Annotated in this window: 16 protein-coding genes, 5 pseudogenes and 1 other annotated feature (1 of these 22 running past the window's edge); all 21 genes and pseudogenes read right to left on the bottom strand. The window is 47.4% G+C overall.

Going from position 1 to position 18,859, the window contains the following annotated elements; all coding sequences use genetic code 11:
- Positions 1–45: a binding site (T-box leader), on the bottom strand; it reaches 242 nt to the left of the window's first position.
- A gap of 287 nt (positions 46–332) precedes the next feature.
- The 21 genes and pseudogenes from RE628_RS08865 to mraY all read right to left on the bottom strand — a co-directional run bounded on the left by RE628_RS08865 (position 333) and on the right by mraY (position 18,859).
- The gene (locus tag RE628_RS08865; protein ID WP_309158396.1) at positions 333–851 is read right to left on the bottom strand and encodes a DivIVA domain-containing protein; all 519 of its coding nucleotides are present in this window, start codon (positions 849–851) and stop codon (positions 333–335) included.
- 144 nt (positions 852–995) lie between these two features.
- Positions 996–1,778 carry a YlmH family RNA-binding protein gene (locus RE628_RS08860; RefSeq protein WP_309158395.1) on the bottom strand — a complete coding sequence of 261 codons (783 nt, stop codon included), beginning with the start codon at positions 1,776–1,778 and terminating at the stop codon, positions 996–998.
- Between the two features lie 9 nt (positions 1,779–1,787).
- Positions 1,788–2,008, bottom strand: a pseudogene (locus RE628_RS08855) (YggT family protein).
- A gap of 64 nt (positions 2,009–2,072) precedes the next feature.
- On the bottom strand, positions 2,073–2,525 hold the full coding sequence (locus RE628_RS08850) for a cell division protein SepF (RefSeq protein ID WP_309158394.1): 453 nt from the start codon (positions 2,523–2,525) through the stop codon (positions 2,073–2,075).
- Positions 2,525–3,217: a YggS family pyridoxal phosphate-dependent enzyme gene (locus RE628_RS08845; protein WP_309158393.1), complete on the bottom strand. Its 693-nt coding sequence runs from the start codon at positions 3,215–3,217 to the stop codon at positions 2,525–2,527. The genes RE628_RS08850 and RE628_RS08845 overlap by 1 nt, the downstream gene beginning before the upstream one ends.
- Positions 3,218–3,224: 7 nt before the next feature.
- Positions 3,225–4,076: a peptidoglycan editing factor PgeF gene (pgeF, locus tag RE628_RS08840; RefSeq protein ID WP_309159414.1), complete on the bottom strand. Its 852-nt coding sequence runs from the start codon at positions 4,074–4,076 to the stop codon at positions 3,225–3,227.
- A 104-nt stretch (positions 4,077–4,180) separates the two neighbouring features.
- Positions 4,181–4,516, bottom strand: coding sequence for a YlmC/YmxH family sporulation protein (locus RE628_RS08835; RefSeq protein WP_309158392.1), 336 nt, complete (start codon positions 4,514–4,516; stop codon positions 4,181–4,183).
- Between the two features lie 141 nt (positions 4,517–4,657).
- Positions 4,658–5,439, bottom strand: a pseudogene (gene sigG, locus RE628_RS08830) (RNA polymerase sporulation sigma factor SigG).
- 106 nt (positions 5,440–5,545) lie between these two features.
- Positions 5,546–6,268 (bottom strand): RNA polymerase sporulation sigma factor SigE, encoded by a 723-nt coding sequence (gene sigE, locus RE628_RS08825; RefSeq protein WP_068782039.1) that lies wholly within the window; start codon positions 6,266–6,268, stop codon positions 5,546–5,548.
- 180 nt (positions 6,269–6,448) lie between these two features.
- Positions 6,449–6,838: pseudogene (locus RE628_RS08820) on the bottom strand (sigma-E processing peptidase SpoIIGA); the annotation flags it as partial.
- A 73-nt stretch (positions 6,839–6,911) separates the two neighbouring features.
- Positions 6,912–7,298: a sigma-E processing peptidase SpoIIGA gene (locus RE628_RS08815; protein ID WP_309158391.1), complete on the bottom strand. Its 387-nt coding sequence runs from the start codon at positions 7,296–7,298 to the stop codon at positions 6,912–6,914.
- Between the two features lie 751 nt (positions 7,299–8,049).
- On the bottom strand, positions 8,050–9,162 hold the full coding sequence (gene ftsZ, locus RE628_RS08810; protein ID WP_309158390.1) for a cell division protein FtsZ: 1,113 nt from the start codon (positions 9,160–9,162) through the stop codon (positions 8,050–8,052).
- A gap of 57 nt (positions 9,163–9,219) precedes the next feature.
- The gene (gene ftsA / locus RE628_RS08805; protein ID WP_309158389.1) at positions 9,220–10,470 is read right to left on the bottom strand and encodes a cell division protein FtsA; all 1,251 of its coding nucleotides are present in this window, start codon (positions 10,468–10,470) and stop codon (positions 9,220–9,222) included.
- A gap of 261 nt (positions 10,471–10,731) precedes the next feature.
- On the bottom strand, positions 10,732–11,142 hold the full coding sequence (locus RE628_RS08800) for a cell division protein FtsQ/DivIB (protein WP_309158388.1): 411 nt from the start codon (positions 11,140–11,142) through the stop codon (positions 10,732–10,734).
- A 38-nt stretch (positions 11,143–11,180) separates the two neighbouring features.
- Positions 11,181–11,498 (bottom strand): cell division protein FtsQ/DivIB, encoded by a 318-nt coding sequence (locus RE628_RS08795; protein ID WP_309158387.1) that lies wholly within the window; start codon positions 11,496–11,498, stop codon positions 11,181–11,183.
- A gap of 134 nt (positions 11,499–11,632) precedes the next feature.
- Positions 11,633–12,911: pseudogene (murA, locus tag RE628_RS08790) on the bottom strand (UDP-N-acetylglucosamine 1-carboxyvinyltransferase).
- Between the two features lie 16 nt (positions 12,912–12,927).
- Positions 12,928–13,833: a UDP-N-acetylmuramate dehydrogenase gene (gene murB / locus RE628_RS08785; RefSeq protein ID WP_309159413.1), complete on the bottom strand. Its 906-nt coding sequence runs from the start codon at positions 13,831–13,833 to the stop codon at positions 12,928–12,930.
- Between the two features lie 370 nt (positions 13,834–14,203).
- On the bottom strand, positions 14,204–15,316 hold the full coding sequence (gene murG / locus RE628_RS08780) for an undecaprenyldiphospho-muramoylpentapeptide beta-N-acetylglucosaminyltransferase (RefSeq protein ID WP_309158386.1): 1,113 nt from the start codon (positions 15,314–15,316) through the stop codon (positions 14,204–14,206).
- 4 nt (positions 15,317–15,320) lie between these two features.
- Positions 15,321–16,418 carry a stage V sporulation protein E gene (gene spoVE / locus RE628_RS08775; protein ID WP_309158385.1) on the bottom strand — a complete coding sequence of 366 codons (1,098 nt, stop codon included), beginning with the start codon at positions 16,416–16,418 and terminating at the stop codon, positions 15,321–15,323.
- Positions 16,419–16,465: 47 nt separating this feature from the next.
- Positions 16,466–17,891 (bottom strand): annotated as a pseudogene (gene murD, locus RE628_RS08770) (UDP-N-acetylmuramoyl-L-alanine--D-glutamate ligase).
- Between the two features lie 2 nt (positions 17,892–17,893).
- Positions 17,894–18,859, bottom strand: coding sequence for a phospho-N-acetylmuramoyl-pentapeptide-transferase (gene mraY / locus RE628_RS08765; protein ID WP_309158384.1), 966 nt, complete (start codon positions 18,857–18,859; stop codon positions 17,894–17,896).

Here is an 18,859-nt window from a genome sequence, read left to right as displayed (position 1 = left end):
TGCAGATCAAATACGCAACGTACTTGTTCCCATCATCAAATATCTAATTCAGTTGTGTGCAGCACCTGCACAATATGATATTATATATAACTTATTGTCATCCTGATGTCAACCCGCAACAGTCAAGGATGCATAGATCTTGTTGAAACCTCTAGTAGAGGCTGTTCAAAAAGTCCAATTTTGATCACGAAACACTGAAAACTTATTCGACATCGAATCTTTGAATTCAGCCGGCCCTTCCGCGCTCACGTACCCAAAACGTACGCTCTGCTCCTCAGTCACTAGCTTCATCCAATCTTCTCGGTGCTGAAAACCGGCCTTTTGAACTCGCACTAGTAGATTTCCTTCGCTTCGCGTTCGCGCTCACTATCATACGAACGTTCCGGCTCACGATTCTCTAACGTATCCCAACCGTCCACACTTAGCAGATCGAGCTGTGCTTCCACTAACGTACGGAACCGAGCTCGATAGATGGAGGCCTGCTTCTTCAGCTCCTCCACTTCCATCGCGATCTTGCGCGACTTCACCAGCGCTTCATTCACGATCCGGTCGGCATTCTTCTCCGCTTCCTTCACGATGAGCTGTGATTCCTTCTTGGCATTGTTCTTCACTTCATCGGCAGCTTCCTGAGCTACAATAATCGTCTTACTAAGCGTGTCCTCAATGTTAGCAAAATGATCAAGTTTCTCCTGCAATGAGAGCATTTGGTTGTGAAGCTCTTTATTCTCTCTGATTACAATTTCATAATCTTTAATGACTTGATCCAGAAATTCATTAACTTCATCCTCATCATAACCGCGAATTCGTCTGGAAAACTCCTTGTTATGTATATCCAGCGGTGTTAATGGCATTACCGCACCTCCTATAAAATTCAATCTCTCCCTATGTCGGAAGGATATTTGTTTTTATATAATCACAACATTACAATTTACAATCAGACAATTATTTACTGGTTAGATAATTTCGACAGCAATCCACGATCTCCTGCAATACACTCAGACAAATTTACCGATTTTCACGCGAAGTCTGCCTTTTTTTGTCATACCGTCCGTCTCCAGTACTTTGAAGCGACCAAATCCTTGCAATGCGACAATATCCCCGGCCTTTAACGGAGCCGAAGGATCCTCCTCTGTCTTCCAGTTCACCCTACAGCGGCCTGCCTTGATCGGTGCAAGAATTTTGCTACGGCTTAAGCGGAACACATCACTTACGATTCCATCAAGCCGCAAGGAAGCTACTGTCAATTCCAAAGATTGCAGTTCAGTATGGACCGGCCGAAGCGCTGATAACTCCACAATTTCGGTCATGACTCCGATACGGTGAACCTGGCGCAAATGTAGATCAAGATAGGCAGCGATATCTTCCGTAACAATCACGTGACACCCATCTTCATGTACATGAATATCGCCAATTTTGTCCCGCTTGAGCCCCAGACCGAGAATAGCCCCTAGATAATCGCCATGCTGTAATGTTATAAATTTCTGATCTCCCGAAGTGATGTTTAGCACCTTCATCTTCATTGGCTCATGGTCCAACTCCCTGTAATCAGGAGCGATGAATGCTCGACACCTCTCCGCCCCTTCATACCCGCCATCTATTCGCACAGCAACATCAGGATGGCGATTGACCAATGACTCCAATATAAAACATTGCCGCGGATCCAGAAAGTCAGTCAGCCTGACTTCATGGTATTCCCCGGCATTAACGACCCACTCGGAGGCACGGTCAACAAACTGGCGCTCCTCTGGCTTGAAATGCTCATAAATCTCCATCTTCATTGGCCGCTTCTACCCCGCGAGCACATAGTTGAGCACGCTGGTCAGCCCTACAGCAGCCAGACGGAGCACGAACAATGCGACAATCGGCGAAATGTCGATCATCCCCATAATCGGGGAATGAATTTCCGGAATGGCGCCAGGAACGGCTCGACTAATTTCCCAAGCAGTTCACCTATGAAACTGTCCCGAGCATTCGGAAGCCACGACATCAAAATGTACACGAAAATCATATAGAAATAAATATTATACGCTATCCAGACGATAGAATTAATTGTTGCTGAATCCAAGATGTCATCACCTCATTATTCTGTTATAGTCTATTTCCTCAGATAATAACTCAGAAATCGCTCCCTGAATCTCAACGGTATCTGGCGTGCATAAGAATATATTGCCCCCGATCTTCGAAATACCACCGCTTAGAGCGTAGATCGTTCCGCTGAGAAAGTCGATGATCCGCAAAGCCTGATCGTTACGGACGCGTTGCAAATTAACAACAACAGAGCGATGTGACCGCAAATGATCGGCAATCTCCTGAGCCTCTTCATAGGATTTTGGTTCGTATAGCACCATTTTTACATTTTTTTGCGAATGAATGCTAACCACATTATTTCCCCTCTGATTCTTACGGGTTTCAAAGTTTGGAGTTTCATACTCAGGCTCTTCCAGATTAGTAATTCCTTCGCGTTCCACAATTTCTTCCTCTTCCTGGAGGCCTAAGAAATTCATGAATTTGTTCATTACTCCCATTAATCTTCCTCCCCTTTCCCCACTAAAATAGTACCGAGGCGTACCCAGGTTGCTCCTTCTTCAATCGCAATTTCAAAATCACCTGACATTCCCATGGATAGCTCCGTCAGCGGCACACTAGTAACCGCCTTTGCATTGAGCTCATCTCGTAATTCACGAAGCCTGCGGAATACAGGCCGTGTCAGCTCCGGTTCTTCCTCAATGGGAGCCATCGTCATTAGTCCGATGACCTTAATATGACTATAGCTGTCCATTTCCTTTAGAAACGCCTCGACCTCTCCGGGCTCAAGCCCCTGCTTGGTAGACTCTCCTGATACATTGACCTGTACAAATGCGAGCACTTCTATGCCGCTTGTAGCCGCTCGCTTGTCCAATTCCTCTGCCAGCGAGATTCGGTCCAAGGAATGGATATATTTAAATTTACCTACGACATCCTTAACCTTTCTGCTTTGCAGATGGCCGAGAAAATGCCATGTTCCCCGCCCTTGTAGTGTCTCCCATTTGGGAACCGCACTCTGCGGACGATTCTCTCCTATATTGAGAACTCCCTGGTCAAGCACTGTTCGCGTCATTTCAACCGACACGTATTTTGTTACGGCGACGATATTCACATCATCCCGGTTGCGTCCACTGCGGTCGCAGGCCGCCTGAATGCGTTCTTCCACATGCTGTATCCGATCTTGAAGTGACAAGAAAGGATCACCTCTCTTTCATGCCAATCCAACTCGCCATTCTTCCTGTTACCCCATTATCTTTGCGGTAAGAAAAGAATTTATCATGGTGACAACTCGTACACCATGATGTACATTCGATATGAGTCGGCAATATTCCTGCTTTTATCATAATAATTCGATTCAATTCTTTCAAGTTCAGCATGAACTTTCCTTCATTTTGGGACGTTTGGGCTACATCCGCAGCTAAATCAGATGCCCCAATCTCTCTCAGCGTCTGGTGGACTCGCGTCATCACCACGTCATCAACCTCGTAACAGCATTCCCCTATGCTAGGTCCGATAGCCGTATGAATATGATCCGGATCAGAGCCGAACTCACTCTTCATCGTCCCAATCACTTCTTCAGCTATGCGTAGTACGGTTCCCTTCCAGCCAGCATGAGCTAGAGCCACAATCCGCTTGATCGGATCGAGAAAATATAACGGAACACAGTCTGCATAGAATGATGTTAACAGAATTCCGGGAACATTCGTCACGAGTCCGTCACAATCCTGCAACGCATCTGCCATGTCCAGGTATCCCTTTCCACGAGCCTCAGCAACCACCACTACAACTCGATTTCCATGCACCTGCTGCCCACAGGTCCATGCGTCTGGCTGGAATCCGAGCGATTCGGCTAGTAATCTTCGGTTCTGTAGAACTGCCTCTGGATCATCGTTCACGTGATAAGCTAAATTAAGACTATCATAAGGGGCTATACTTACCCCACCGTGTCTACCGCTAAAGCCCGCGCTTAAATCAGGCATCATAAGCTGCCAAGTGTTCAACTCGTATCGCTCTGGCTGCTGTCCATTATCGTTCCTAATATATGGTTCCATCATTCATCCCCTCACTCATACACATATTAGACTATTACGATTGTGTTTCTACCTCTAACAGTGTACCATAAGTCGACACTGGCATAACAATAAAGCCGCAGCTGTTAGCTGCGGCGTTCGGCTCTCCCGTCCCGTTCAATATAGACGGTAGTCTCATACTGCTGCTGAATCCTGGGTTCTCGCAGCTCATCCATCTTCACCAGCACGACATCCGCGCCGATCTTCACAATGTTCTTCCATGGAATCACGAGATCAGATCCTCCTCCGAATATGCCCATGAATTTCGTGTTAACGGGTATTACAATCGCCTCTATGATTCCCTGACGCAGATCAATCTCCAGGTCGCTAATATGACCGAGTCTCTTCCCATCAACCACATTGATAACTTCCTTCGTCTGAAAGTCCGATATTTTCATATTCGCCCTAACTACATTCTCCATACTGCCTGCGCCCCCTCGCCACAGCCTCTCGCTCCTATATCATATGACCGGGACGTGCAGAAAATCACCGCCCGTAGCGATATACAAGCCCAAAATAGAAAAGACCCCTTGTTTACACAGGGGTCTCTTAGATATGTTGAACTAAGACTTTACATGCTTCTGCATTTGTAAGATGGCAGATTTCTCAAGCCTCGACACCTGGGCCTGCGAGATCCCAATCTCATCAGCTACCTCCATCTGCGTCTTGCCTTCAAAGAAGCGCATCGATAATATCATCTTCTCGCGATTGCCAAGCCGTTGCATCGCTTCGCGCAGTGCAATCTCCTCGATCCACGACACATCCTTGTTCCGGTCGTCGCTAATCTGATCCATGACATAGATCGGATCACCTCCGTCATGATAGATCGGCTCGAACAAAGAGACGGGGTCCTGGATCGCATCGAGCGCGAATACAACATCTTCTTTAGGTAATCCGAGCGCCTCGGATATTTCAAATATCGTCGGTTCACGGGAGTTCTGGTTCGTAAGGCTGTCCCGCATCTGCAACGCCTTGTAGGCGATGTCACGCAGGCTACGCGACACACGAATCGGATTATTATCACGTAAATAGCGGCGTATCTCTCCGATGATCATCGGCACAGCATAGGTTGAGAATTTAACGTTCTGCGATAAATCAAAATTATCGATGGCTTTCATAAGTCCGATGCAGCCGACTTGAAACAGATCGTCTACATACTCCCCCGATTGTTGAAACGCTGGATGACACTCAGTACGAGCCTGAGGTTGCCATTCACTAACTTTTCTCTGGCTGATCTTACGTGATCCTGCTGTAAAGAATGGAACAATTCACGCATTTCCGCGTTGGTTAGAACGGGCAATTTTGCAGTATCCACACCGCAAATCTCGACTTTGTTACGGGTCATCGTGTCTTACCTCCCAAGGAGAAACATTAATGATAAGTATCTCCTTGGACTGTATTTTTATTCCTCCCGGGAGAGGACAAGCTGTGCTTGATTTGTCTCTTACGGCCTATACCATTTTGTTGAATTCCTTACGTAGCCGCTTAATAATGCGCTTCTCTAATCTTGAAATATAGGACTGAGAGATGCCCAGAAGATCAGCTACATCCTTCTGTGTCTTCTCATCTCCATCTACAAGACCGAAGCGTAGCTCCATGATCATTCTCTCCCGATCACTTAATTTATCAAGTGCTTTATGCAGTAACTTGCGATCAACCTGTTCTTCAATATTCCGATAGATCGTGTCGTTCTCTGTACCTAGCACATCCGACAGGAGCAATTCATTACCGTCCCAATCGATATTCAGTGGTTCATCAAAAGACACCTCAGTACGGATCTTGCTATTACGGCGTAAATACATCAATATTTCATTCTCAATGCAACGTGAGGCATAGGTAGCTAGCTTAATCTTTTTCTCCGGATCAAACGTATTTACTGCTTTTATTAATCCAATCGCCCCGATCGAGACGAGATCTTCAATGTTAATACCAGTATTCTCGAACTTCCTGGCAATATAGACAACGAGCCTTAAATTACGTTCGATCAGCATCGATCTAATCGCCGAGTCTCCTGATGGGAGACGTTCCAATAAATACTCCTCTTCCTCACGCGTCAATGGAGGCGGCAGAGCTTCGCTTCCGCCAATATAATAGATTTCTTCACTCTTGAGTCCTAAAATAAATAGCATCCGATAGTACTGCAGCTGCAAGATCAATTTCCACTTTACACGCATGCTCCTGATCCTCCCATGTACCGTTCCTATTATTGACTTTAGCCAGGCGGAACCTGTCGCCATTTCATCCGGCCCTCTCGTCTTCACCGGATTATCTCCATTCTCCTTGCCTTCCGTTAGTGCCGGATGAATAATCGCCCGGTACACACCCTCTGAAGACAGGACTCCTCCGTCAAGACCAATAAGAACCCGGGTCGTTATGACCTCGTTCCCATCTGTCATCACACATACTTCATCCGGCTTTAGTGCAATCATGAACTGCGTTCCTTTACCGACTGCTCGATAAGGAATGAGACGCAACCGATCGCGCCATTGGAACGCTTCATCATCACTCCATGTCAGAATGAGGTTGTCCGCATTCTCCATACTCCATCTGTTGCTGGGTGTATTCGGCAAATATTGTTCCCAGAGCGAAGCTTCCATCACCATGACCGGCAGACGACTAAAGGGGTCATTAAGCTGGTTGCCGGTGTTGATTAATCCTGTACAGTGAATCGTAGCATCTTCAATTCGTACAGATACTTCCGCCAGACAGGTATCGATCCGTTCCAATCTTCGGCGTGCAGACATCACCGCTCGGAACCACAGTAACACCACAATGAAGACGATCATCATGAATAACGTTCCTACCTTTAGCGAGAAGCTAAGCCCCCTGAGGTGGAATACCAGATCCCATTAAACACCTCGCTGTAGCTTTGCAGTAAATAGTGAATTCCCAATATTCCCCGGCTGCTACAAAGTTGATCACATAGAAAGCTCCCAAATTTCGCAAATAGGATTGCAAACTTTTGAAACCAAAAGCGATCCATAGCATAACGACCGAGAATAGAAATTTCACCAGGAAGGTATAGAGAAATGATAGTTCCGGCAAGAACATCATAACGACATAAGCAGCCCCAAATGCAGCCGAAGCCAAGAGCCGCCAGAACACGAATTTTTGTTTTCTCATCCAGGCAGTAACGAGAAGTAGGCTCGCATCGATCAGCAGATTGAGCAAAAATATTAAATCGATGTATACTACCAGTCCCATTCACCTGCCCGTTCCCTCTGCTATTAGAGGTAATTCAAAAAGTCCGATTTTGATCCGATCGAAGTCATTCAAAGATGAGCGACCGCGATCCAGATGTAGGTTTTCTAGCGATGAAGTCATGTTCCCTCCGGAAACATCTCAGGTGCTCAGGTAGGTTTTGCCTACGCTACGCTCCTTTCGTCCCTAGCTTCATCCAACTGAAGCGTTTGAAAAAACGCACATCGGAAGCATAAGCATCGGTGCTGAAAACCGACCTTTTTGAACTCGCACTACTAGAAAGAGATTAATCAAAACACAACTTATGAATATGTGGTCAGTCAGGAAGTGCGCAAATACGCAACTTTAGAAGCTGCTAGGAGCACCTCCGACACGTAGATGGTTATCAGTATATAGGCATCTATCTGTGAAGTCTGTCTAAAATTGAATGAAAGTTCGCACTAATTTTGTCGAGCCCATCAATCCGCTAGATTTTGCCACGACACAGCAATAAAAGAGGTTGTCTATAGAAGTTGAACTAATAATAGTATGTAGAAGGTAGCCGCGAAGTAGCTTTCTTTCAGAAAGCTCTCAGCTTCTTCAGAATCATTTCACCAAGGTTCGATATTCAAAGCTTCTCTTCTTTTGAATATCGAACCCTCTCGCCTATTTCCTACACTCTATAGTTCAACATCTATAGAATTGAAAAGAAAAAAGACCTTATCCACTTTAAAAAGGGATAAGGTCTTTGGGGAAGACTTATTGTCTAGGTGAGCTACTCCTTGCGGGAGCGATTGCGGAGAAAAGTAGGAATATCCAATTGATCCGATGAACTGTTCTGATGTCCAAATGGACGGAGCGTAGCGTTCGAACGACTATCCTGTATCTCAGAGACACCGCCAGCCGGATTCACACGCCCAGGATGCACAGCAGGTTTGCTATCAAAACCTGTTGCGATAACCGTTACTTTAATCTCTTCCTTCAAGTTCTCATCGATGATAGCACCAAAGATCAAATTCACTTCGGGATCTGAAACAGCGTACACGATCTCGGCCGCTTCATTGACTTCATACAGAGACAGGTTTGAACCGCCTGTAATATTCATAATTACGCCGCGGGCACCTTCGATAGAAGTTTCCAACAGCGGGCTCATAATCGCCTTACGTGCAGCTTCAGAAGCACGGTTCTCGCCAGTAGCCAGACCGATACCCATAAGTGCTGATCCGCGCTCGGTCATAATCGTCTTCACGTCAGCGAAGTCAAGGTTGATCAAGCCTGGTACTGCGATCAAGTCAGAGATGCCTTGCACCGCTTGGCGAAGTACATTATCGGCCTCGCGGAATGCTTCCAGCATTGGAGTCTTCTTATCAACTATCTCGAGGAGGCGATCGTTCGGAATCACGATCAGCGTATCTACCTTCTCTTTCAAAGCTTCAATCCCCGCTTCAGCATGCGAAAGACGCTTACGTCCTTCAAAAGTGAACGGACGGGTCACAACGCCAACTGTCAGTGCGCCGCACTCCTTGGCAATCTCAGCGATAACAGGAGCAGCACCAGTACCGGTACCGCCACCCATACCAGCCGTAACGAACACCAAATCGGCACCCTTCAAAGTATTAGCGATTAAATCACGGGATTCTTCAGCAGCCTTCTTGCCCACTTCCGGATTGGCGCCAGCACCAAGACCGCGTGTCAACTTATCACCAATTTGCAGTTTATGTTCGGATTTGGCCAAGTGCAAAGCCTGGGCATCCGTATTCACTGTAATAAATTCTACGCCCTGCACACCATTCTCGATCATCCGGTTCACGGCGTTACTTCCGCCACCGCCTACACCGATGACTTTAATTTGAGCCAAGCTCTCCATATCAAAATCAAATTCTAACATACTCTTCCATCTCCCCCTCATTATGCATGGATGGCTCGTCCATTCCTCAAGAACCAATTATATAAATTCACTAAATAAGTTTTTCAAACGTTCCATAATCCCTGTCTTCCGCGTCGTTTCCTGAGCGGATACAGGCTTAGTACGGTTTGTAGTTTTCTTAGGACCTACATTGCTACGGATGCGAACATTCTTGATAACTTTATAGAGAATCCCGACACCACCCGTAAATCCTGGATCACGCACACCGATATAATCGGGTACAGCAATTCGCACAGAGGTCGACAATTCGTCCTGAGCAACCTTTAATAAGCCTGGCATCGATGACGTGCCACCCGTAAGAATGTATCCTCCGGGCATATCGCTATATCCGAGTCGCCTTACTTCATCGCGGATTAACTGAAAAATCTCTTGTACCCTAGGCTCTGCAATCGCGGCAAGATCCTCCTGTGTGAATTCCTTATCCACATTGCTGCCGATCCTCGTTACTTTAAAGTTGATGTCCGGTGCCGAATCTACAATTGAGGCACAACCGTACTTCAGCTTAACCTTCTCCGCTTGATCTGTTAGAGTGCGGAGTCCGTAAGCAATATCATTCGTTATAAATTCTCCCCCAATCGGAAGCGTGGATGTCGCAACGATCGTGCCGCCTTCAAACACTGCGATCGTTGTGGACCCGGCACCGATATCTACCAGCACAGAGCCCATCGTTTTCTCGTCTTTGGATAAAGCAAGCTGACCGGCTCCCAGGGATAATAGTACCAGATCGTGAACTTTCAGTCCCGCCTTCTCGACACAGCGAAGCAGGTTATGTATCGCTGTCTTGCTCCCAGTGATGATCGTAGCTTCTACCTCGAGGCGGACACCAATCATTCCACGTGGATCTTTAATCCCTTCCAGACCGTCAACTACATATTGCTTGGCGACTACATCGATAATCTCCCGTTCAGGCGGCAAAGCAATCACTTCCGCAGCCTTAAGAACACGTTCAATATCTTCCTCACCGATTTCCCGGTCTTCATTTTGTACGGCTACCACTCCATGGCTCGTTTGGAGTCCGATATGATTACCCGAAATGCCGACGTATACTTCTGATATTTGAATACCTACCATCCGTTCCGCATGATCCACTGCACTGCGAATCGATTGTACGGTTTGGTCAATATCTACAATCGCACCTTTGCGAATACCTTCCGAGTCGGCAGATCCAACCCCAATAATATTAAAGGATCCATTATTAATTTCCCCTATAATAGCACGAACTTTGGATGTACCGATGTCCAAACTAACAATGATGTCATTGTTGCTCAAGCCCTTGGCACCTCCTATTTCCAAATAAAAATAATAGCATTAAAAATATACTCTCTAAAATAATTCAACGTCAGTTAACCTTTCCCTCTTTTTCTACAAATTTTTTAATCTACAACTTTTACATGCAGGACGATAAGCATTTCCGTCTATACAAATACTATACACGGGACTAAACGCAATCGCCAATTATGCAAAAAACAAGGAGAAAAAAGAAGGAGAAAGGAAACTTGTCCATAAAATGTATTTTACCATTGATTGTCACTAATGAGTAGTATCATTTTCACTACCGTCCTTGCTTTCATCCTGACTGTATGGCACATAGGAATCGGCCTCTAGCATCGTTAATGTCCCTGGGTCCTGTACTTCGAGAATCATGTTCATATACTCCACCTTAGCAGGCAGCAGTGAAATCGCAGATATCACCTCAAAATGAGATCTGGTATAGATCTTGACTCGGTCAGGATAAGACAACGTAGGCGAAGGAGTAATCTCGGAAATGTCCGAAGTCAGTGAATCAGGGATTTGCGCTAATGCCGTGCACAGCTTACCCAGATTAGGATCATCAGACTTCCATCCAGTCAAAATCGGTTTCTCCATCGGCATAGTCCCGTTCTTCAGATCGATAACCGTGCCATTCGCTAAAAACCCCTTGAGTGAGCCATCGGAAGTCATTTGATAGGCCGCTAGAGGGTATTCTTTGATCGTGATAGTTACCGATCCGGGAAAGACTTCTTTACCGTTGCTGTCTCGACCGATGGAAGCTTAGCTAGCCTTGCTTCAACCTTATCAGAGCTTGTCCCGAAGAAGGGGGCTCCAATCTCAAGACCGCTGATACTCAGCATCTCTTTCTCGCTCGCAAATATGTTTCCTTGAAACTTAATGTCCGAGATTTTACTTAATGAGGAGCGAAAAAAAAGAACGCATAGTATGGCAATAAATAACAAAATGAGGATCACCATAATTTTACGACTGCTTTTCTTTTTCGGACTTGGCTCCTTAAGAATAGGCACATTTACTTTTAATATCATATTTTCTTTCCCCGCAAAATACTATTCTTAATATAAACGTGATTTCGATACTACCATAAATATGTTCCAAAATGCTGATTTTCAGCATCAAAGCCTTATATCCCCTCCTCAGGAGGGGACAGGCACCAAATCTATTAAGCTAGGTCCAATTGTTTCAGCGTGGAATTCTCCCGCCGCATAACGCCGCCTAGCCGTCCGAACATATGTTCAATGTGTTCGTAACCACGATCGATATGATGAATCTGTTCCACCACCGTCTTCCCCTGTGCGGCAAGACCAGCAATGACCAATGCGGCACCTGCCCGCAAATCGGTCGCTTCTACTGTCGCTCCATATAATCGGGGTACACCGCGTATGAATGCCGTATTTAAATCAACCGAAATATCGGCCCCCATCCGCACTAATTCATCGACATGCCTGAACCTACCTTCGAAGACCGTCTCTTTCATTAAGCTAAGCCCATCCGCAAGAGACAGCAGCACCATCACCTGAGACTGAAGATCAGTAGGAAAAGAAGGGTAGGGAGAAGTGATGATCTTCTCAACCGCTTTGGGCCTTCCATTGCTGCTCACGGATATTATATCATTGTAAGCACCTATTTGAACACCAGAGCGGCGCAGCACATGAATCAAAGACGTCAGATGAGCAGGATTGCTATGCGTCACCGTTATGCTTCCCCGTGTTGCCGCCGCCGCGATCAACGCAGTTCCCGCAACTATTCGGTCGGGGATAATCTCATACTCGCATGGTTCGAGAAGCAACCCCCTGAATCGTTATCGTGTCTGTTCCGGCGCCAATAATGTTAGCCCCCATCGCATTCAAGAAATGCTGCAAATCCTGAATCTCAGGTTCACGCGCAGCATTTGTAATGACGGTCGTTCCTTCAGCTAGTGCAGCTGCCATCATAATATTCTCCGTCGCCCCGACGCTAGGAAAATCCAGATGAATATCATTGCCTACCAACCTGACGGCTCTGCACCAAATTTGATGATCGTTCTCTTCGATTTTTGCACCAAGCGCCGCAAGTCCTCTTAAATGCAAATCTATCTTTCTTTCCCCGATCGCACAGCCGCCAGGCTGATAGATGCAAACCTCTCCGAACCGAGCCAGCAAAGGACCCATAAGGAAAATAGACGATCTCATTTGCTTCATCAAGTCTTCCGGCACATGGCTAGAATTGGCGCCACTAGCGTCAAGGATGACGGTATCATCTTGCTGGACTGCTACACCTCCCAGTCTGCTCAATATGCCGAGCATCACGTCAATATCGAGCAGACGAGGGACATTGCGAAGCTGCACCTGGCCCTCACACATCAGGCTGGCAGCCATAATAGGCAGTGCGGCATTTTTCGCTCCATGGATACGTATGGATCCCGACAAGGGCCTCCCGCCTTCGATCACCAATTTGTCCAATGTATCACCTCCGAGTTTACCGTTCGCCCACGAAGAATACCTCAGGCACCAAATGAACCCCATATTTCGAAGCGATGGTGTCTTTAATCTGCTCCATGAGCGAAAGAACGTCCTCTGCTGTAGCTTGCCCGGTATTGATGATGAAATTGGCATGCAGCCCGGATACTTCGGCCCCGCCCACACGCAGTCCTTTTAATCCTGCCTCTTCAATCAGCCTGGCGGAATAATCACCCGGCGGATTGCGGAACACGCTCCCTGCACACGGTTGCTGCAACGGCTGGGTCTTACGGCGACGGTCCTTGTACGCAGCCATCGCGGCCGCTATTTCAAGGCGGTCCCCCTCCTTCAGCTCAAGACAGACACGTGTGACAATACCAGGTTGCTCGTGCAATATGGAATGGCGGTAAGAGAACCTCATATCCTCCGCATAGCAGGTAACCAATTCACCTGTCTCCAGAACAATTTCAGCGGATTTGAATATGCGTGACAAATCAGACCCGTGAGCGCCAGCGTTCATGTAGACAGCTCCCCCGACCGTACCAGGGATACCTCCAGCAAATTCCAGACCGGTCAATCCCTGCTTACCCGCCATAATGCTTAATCTGACGAAGGAAGCACCGCCTCCTGACCAGGCTTCATGGCCGTTAAACCGGATCTCCTCGAATTCCTTCCCGAGCTTGATCACCACGCCACGGATGCCCTTGTCAGAGACAAGCAAATTGGAGCCCTTACCGATCATCATCCAGGGAATCTGCTTCTGATGCAGTACCGAAACGAGACGTGCCAATTGTTCTGCATTTTCTGGAACGATAAGAGCATCCGCAGGCCCCCCAATCTTCCATGTCGTGTATCTGGACATTGGTTCGTCTGGCAGGATCTCTCCGACCTCAAGCTGCGATAACTCCGTGAGCCATTGCTGCATCATGTAATCCCCCTTTGATCCTGCCCATGGGCAACCCTTCGTTCCAGACATATGAATTGCATGGAAACTAGACTCTGCCTGCTGGCGGGCTGAACTTGCCAAGAACGCTCCCTCCTGTACGGTCGTATTAAGTAAGTGTTCTAAAAGTCCGGTTTTCAGCACCGAGAAGGTTGATAACGCAGTGGACTTTTTGAACTTCCTTCTAACGATTGTCACGATTTATAGGGTATCTTATGCCTTCCTACCCTAGAGTGTGACAATCGCCCAGACCGTCGCCAGCAGATCGTCTTGGTGCACCTCTTCTTTCCATGCCAGGATCTTGTTCTAGTGCGTGTTCAAAAGCGGACTTTTTCAACTTCCTCTTCTAGGCTTATGGTCGCTTGCTGGACAGCCTCTTCATCTCTTCCACGATCAACTGTGCTGAATCCGGCTTGCCGAGACCACGCGAAGCGGAAGACATGGCCGCATGTAGATCGGCGTTCTTCATAATTCGAAGGATACCGTCAAACAGCCCCTGGCCAGTAAGATCAGGCTCTAGGATCACTTCAGCCGCTCCAGCTTTCTCTAGAGACCTGGCATTCTTCTCCTGATGATTATTCGTCACATTAGGTGAAGGGATCAGGATTGACGGTATGCCAAGCGAAGTAATCTCAGCCAAGAAAGAGGCTCCTGCTCGGTTAACGATCAAAGAAGTTGCCGCGAGTACTTCAGGCATATTATGAACATAAGGAAGAATCATTAAGTTGCCGGGCAGATGGCCCAGCTTGCTCTCAATCGCTTTAAGTGTCGGTTCGTAGTAATTGTTGCCTGTTACATAGACAAAGGTGATATCTGGCAACTTCCCTAGCTCCGCAGCCATATTCACCATCGCTTCATTAATCGCTCTCGCCCCCTGGCTTCCACCTACGAGCAGCACAATTGGACGGTCCTTGGACACGCCCAGTGATTCATAACCCTTATTCCTATTCGCTGACACGACCGTGGTCGCACGCGGGTTACCTGTAAAGATCACATGCTTGCTTCCCGGGAACAGTGACATAGATTCCTCGAAGCTTACAGCGACGGTATCTACGTATTTACTCAAGAAGCGATTCGTTAATCCAGGAACCGCATTCTGTTCGTGGATGATCGAAGGAATACCCAACTTCGCAGCCGCATATACGACCGGACCACATACATATCCACCAGTACCGATCACGACATCCGGCTTGAATTCGCGCAGCATCTGCTTGGATTGTTGAACCCCTTTTAAGAAACGCATGACCGTCTTCACATTTTCAAAAGATAATTTACGGCGAAAGCCCGTGATCTCAATCGACTTAAAAGCGATATCCGCCTTAGGTACAATCGAGCTCTCCAGACCTTTCTGTCCACCGATATATAGAAATTCAGAATTAGGCTCTTCTAGAGCACATTGACTGGCAACGGCAAGTGCCGGGTAGATATGTCCTCCCGTACCACCGCCGCTTAATACGACACGCATACCTTCACCTCGCAAAACGGGATAAATTAAGTAAAATGCCTAGAGCTGTAAGCATCAAGGTCAACGATGAACCTCCGTAGCTTATCAGCGGCAAAGTGATGCCTGTAACCGGCATAAGGCCGATGACGACACCGATATTAATAACAACCTGCACTCCTACCATACCAACGATACCGACCGCTAGCAAACTTCCAAATGTATCATCGATCGTCATCGCCACTCTCATGCCGCGCCAGATCAGAATCAAGAATAGCGTCAGAACAAGCAGTCCGCCGATAAAACCAAGCTCTTCCGCCAAGATCGAAAATATAAAGTCTGTCTGCGGTTCTGGCACATAGCTGTATTTCTGCCTGCTCATCCCCAGCCCTAAGCCAGCTAGACCACCTGGACCTATTGCGTACAGGGATTGAATAATCTGATAGCCAGCGCCGAGTGGATCGGACCATGGGTCAAGAAATGCCGTAATTCTCGCCAAACGGTAAGGAGCAGCAAGAATAAGGCCAACAAAGCCGATAGCACCTACTGCTGCAAGTCCAGCCAGGTGCTTGATTCTCGCCCCAGCCGTAAAAACGATCAGCATCGAGGCTCCGAGCATTACCGTGCCGGTACCTAGATCCGGCTGCAGCATGATCATACCGAAGGCTAGACCTATGATGCCGAGTGGAGGAAGCAGTCCTCTCGTAAAATGAGTAATTCTATAATCCTCTTTACTTAACCAGTAGGACAGAAAGAGAATCATGCCGAGCTTCATAAATTCAGAGGGCTGAATACCAAATGAGCTGATGCCAAGCCAGCTTCTCGCTCCGCCTCTGACCACGCCGATTCCTGGAATCAATACGATGACCAGCAGGGCGAAGCAGACAATAAGTCCAAGCTTCGCATATTTCTTCAGCAAGCGATAATCAAGGTTCATCGTAAAGAACATGGCCACAAGGCCAAGAACAGCAAACAAAGCCTGACGTTTCACAAAATAAAAGGAATCGCCGTAATCATGAAAACCGAGCACAGAGCCCGCGCTATATACCATAACAATTCCGATCGTCAGCAAAGCTAAAATACTGGCCAATAGCCAGAAATCTGGCGCCTTTCGGCTCTTATTCATCGTGGCAGCCACCTTTTGAGAAAGTAGGGGCTTATCCACCCCCCTACTTAAAGGGTATGCACCGCCTCTTTAAAAATGCGTCCACGCTCTTCATAGGAACTAAACATGTCCCAGCTGGCGCAGGCCGGAGATAATAAGACAATATCTCCAGGACTAGCGAGCCCTGCAGCCTGCGAGATTGCCTTCCTTAGCGTGGAGGCGGCACTGTCAACATTATCGACAATGACGATGTCTGATAGACCTGCAAGCTGTGCGACCTTGGCGATTTTCTCCTTCGTCTGTCCGAGCGCAACTACAGCTTTCACTTTCTTCTCGAAGGCCGGCAGCAGCTCCATGTAATCAGAGCCACGATCTAGCCCTCCTGCGATCAATACGATTGGTTTGTTCAGCGCCCCAAGCGCATTGATCGTTGCTTTGCCATTCGTCGCTTTGGAGTTGTTGTAATAGGCTACCTCATGCTTCACTTCCACAAATTCGAGCCGATGCTCCACCCCTTTGAATGTACGCAAAGGCTCAGTAAGCCGATCGGACTCCGCACCTGCCGCTATGGAAGCGGCGATCGCAGCCATTGCGTTCCCCACATTGAAGCGGCCGATCAGGCCGATTTCTTCCACTGTAATGATCGGCTTGATATGTCCGTCCTTATCGCGATATACAACAGTTCGCTCCAATTCATCCTCGACTCCAGTAATATAAGAAGGCGTAACGAATACCCCCTCCGTTCTTAATTCCTCTGTCATCGAGAAGGGAATTAATCTCGCCTTCAAGTGAGGGACCAACTCGCGGCAGACTGGATCATCCCAGTTTACGACAGCAATGTCGTCTTCTGTCTGATTGGCGAACAGCTTCGCCTTGGAGGCGATATAATCGTCCATTGAGCCATGATAATCAAGATGCGTCTCGGCGACATTAAGCAGCACGGCCACTTTAGGCCGGAAGTCCTCGGTTCCTTTTAGTTGGAAGCTACTGAGCTCTACTACAAGCCAGTTCTCTTCCACAGCCTGCCCAGCTGCTTCGCAGAGCGGAGTGCCGATATTCCCCGCTACAATCGGATGAAGTCCGGCAGCATCCAGCATCTTGCCGACCCAGGTCGTCGTCGTCGTCTTTCCATTCGAACCGGGTAATGCCGATGATCGGCGCTTGACTAAGATGATAGGCCACCTCTACCTCAGTTACTACATCAATACCGAGCTCCAGCGCCTTAACAACAGGCGGAGCGCTGTATGGAATACCCGGGTTCTTCACCACAAGTTCCACAGACGGAGAAATAAGTCCGTCTGCATGTCCTCCGCAAACAATAGAAATTCCCAAAGCCTCTAGTTCAGATGCTTCGGGACTCTCTTCTCGTGTCTTTCTATCATTTACTGTAACTATAGCTCCATAATGATGGAGGGTCTTGGCAACCTGTACACCGCTTTTTGCTAAACCGAGGACGACAACTTGTCGTCCCCGATACTGTTCTGGATGATTCATCTCTACAACCCCTTGTTCAAATAAAGTCCAACGACAGCTAGCACGAGGCCAACCGCCCAAAATGTTGTAACAACGCGCCATTCCGACCAGCCTGACAGTTCGAAGTGGTGATGAATCGGACTCATTTTAAAAATTCTTTTGCCACGTGTCTTGAAAGAGATTACCTGAAGTACGACCGACAGCATTTCAATAACGAAAACGCCGCCTATCACTAAAAATAGCAATTCACTCTTCGTCACGATTGCGATTCCGGCGATCGCCCCGCCAATGCCGAGCGAACCTGTGTCACCCATAAATACCTTGGCCGGGTGCGCGTTGAATACTAGAAATCCAATCACCGCCCCAATCATAGCCGCTGCACAAACTGCTGCTACCATAGAAGTAGCCTGCATGGCAATAATCGCATACGCACCGAAAGCAATGCCGCTGACTCCGGACAGAAGTCCATCAAGGCCATCTGTGAAGTTGACCGCGTTGCTAATTGCCAGCATCATAATAATAATAAAAGGATAGTAGAACCATGGTCCTAAATCAAAGGCGAAGTCCGTTCCCGGAATGCCAATCGCTGTGCTATGTCCTTCCGATATAAGCAATGCTGTAATAATACCGGCGAATAGTAGTTGACCAAATAATTTTTGCTTAGGTGTCAGTCCCAGGGATCGTTTGAATACAATTTTAATGTAGTCATCAAGAAACCCTACCAGCCCAAAGCCGAGTGTAGCAACCAGCAGAACGTAGAAGTCTGTGTTCACTACTGAGAATTTCAAATATGCAATCGTGAAAGCTAATATAATGACAACTCCGCCCATAGTAGGCGTGCCCGCTTTCTTCTGATGGCTCTGTGGCCCTTCTACGCGAATTTGCTGTCCGAATTTCATTCGACGCAGTAAAGGTATTAATAGAGGGGCTGAAATGACAGCCAAAATGAAAGATACTCCAATCGTTAATAAGATAAGTCCGTAATCCAT

Origin of the sequence: Paenibacillus sp. D2_2, assembly GCF_031199965.1 — a bacterium.
Taxonomy (GTDB): domain Bacteria; phylum Bacillota; class Bacilli; order Paenibacillales; family Paenibacillaceae; genus Fontibacillus.
This window is presented reverse-complemented; position numbering and strand designations above follow the sequence as displayed.

Bases quoted from the DNA above. Each gene is read 5' to 3' on its own strand.
- RE628_RS08865 (WP_309158396.1), bottom strand. From the start codon at position 851: ATGCCATTAACACCGCTGGATATACATAACAAGGAGTTTTCCAGACGA.
- RE628_RS08860 (WP_309158395.1), bottom strand. From the start codon at position 1,778: ATGAAGATGGAGATTTATGAGCATTTCAAGCCAGAGGAGCGCCAGTTT.
- RE628_RS08850 (WP_309158394.1), bottom strand. From the start codon at position 2,525: ATGGGAGTAATGAACAAATTCATGAATTTCTTAGGCCTCCAGGAAGAG.
- pgeF (WP_309159414.1), bottom strand. From the start codon at position 4,076: ATGGAACCATATATTAGGAACGATAATGGACAGCAGCCAGAGCGATAC.
- RE628_RS08835 (WP_309158392.1), bottom strand. From the start codon at position 4,516: ATGGAGAATGTAGTTAGGGCGAATATGAAAATATCGGACTTTCAGACG.
- sigE (WP_068782039.1), bottom strand. From the start codon at position 6,268: ATGCGTGTAAAGTGGAAATTGATCTTGCAGCTGCAGTACTATCGGATG.
- RE628_RS08815 (WP_309158391.1), bottom strand. From the start codon at position 7,298: ATGGGACTGGTAGTATACATCGATTTAATATTTTTGCTCAATCTGCTG.
- ftsZ (WP_309158390.1), bottom strand. From the start codon at position 9,162: ATGTTAGAATTTGATTTTGATATGGAGAGCTTGGCTCAAATTAAAGTC.
- RE628_RS08800 (WP_309158388.1), bottom strand. From the start codon at position 11,142: ATGACTTCCGATGGCTCACTCAAGGGGTTTTTAGCGAATGGCACGGTT.
- RE628_RS08795 (WP_309158387.1), bottom strand. From the start codon at position 11,498: ATGATATTAAAAGTAAATGTGCCTATTCTTAAGGAGCCAAGTCCGAAA.
- murB (WP_309159413.1), bottom strand. From the start codon at position 13,833: ATGCAGCAATGGCTCACGGAGTTATCGCAGCTTGAGGTCGGAGAGATC.
- murG (WP_309158386.1), bottom strand. From the start codon at position 15,316: ATGCGTGTCGTATTAAGCGGCGGTGGTACGGGAGGACATATCTACCCG.
- spoVE (WP_309158385.1), bottom strand. From the start codon at position 16,418: ATGAATAAGAGCCGAAAGGCGCCAGATTTCTGGCTATTGGCCAGTATT.
- mraY (WP_309158384.1), bottom strand. From the start codon at position 18,859: ATGGATTACGGACTTATCTTATTAACGATTGGAGTATCTTTCATTTTG.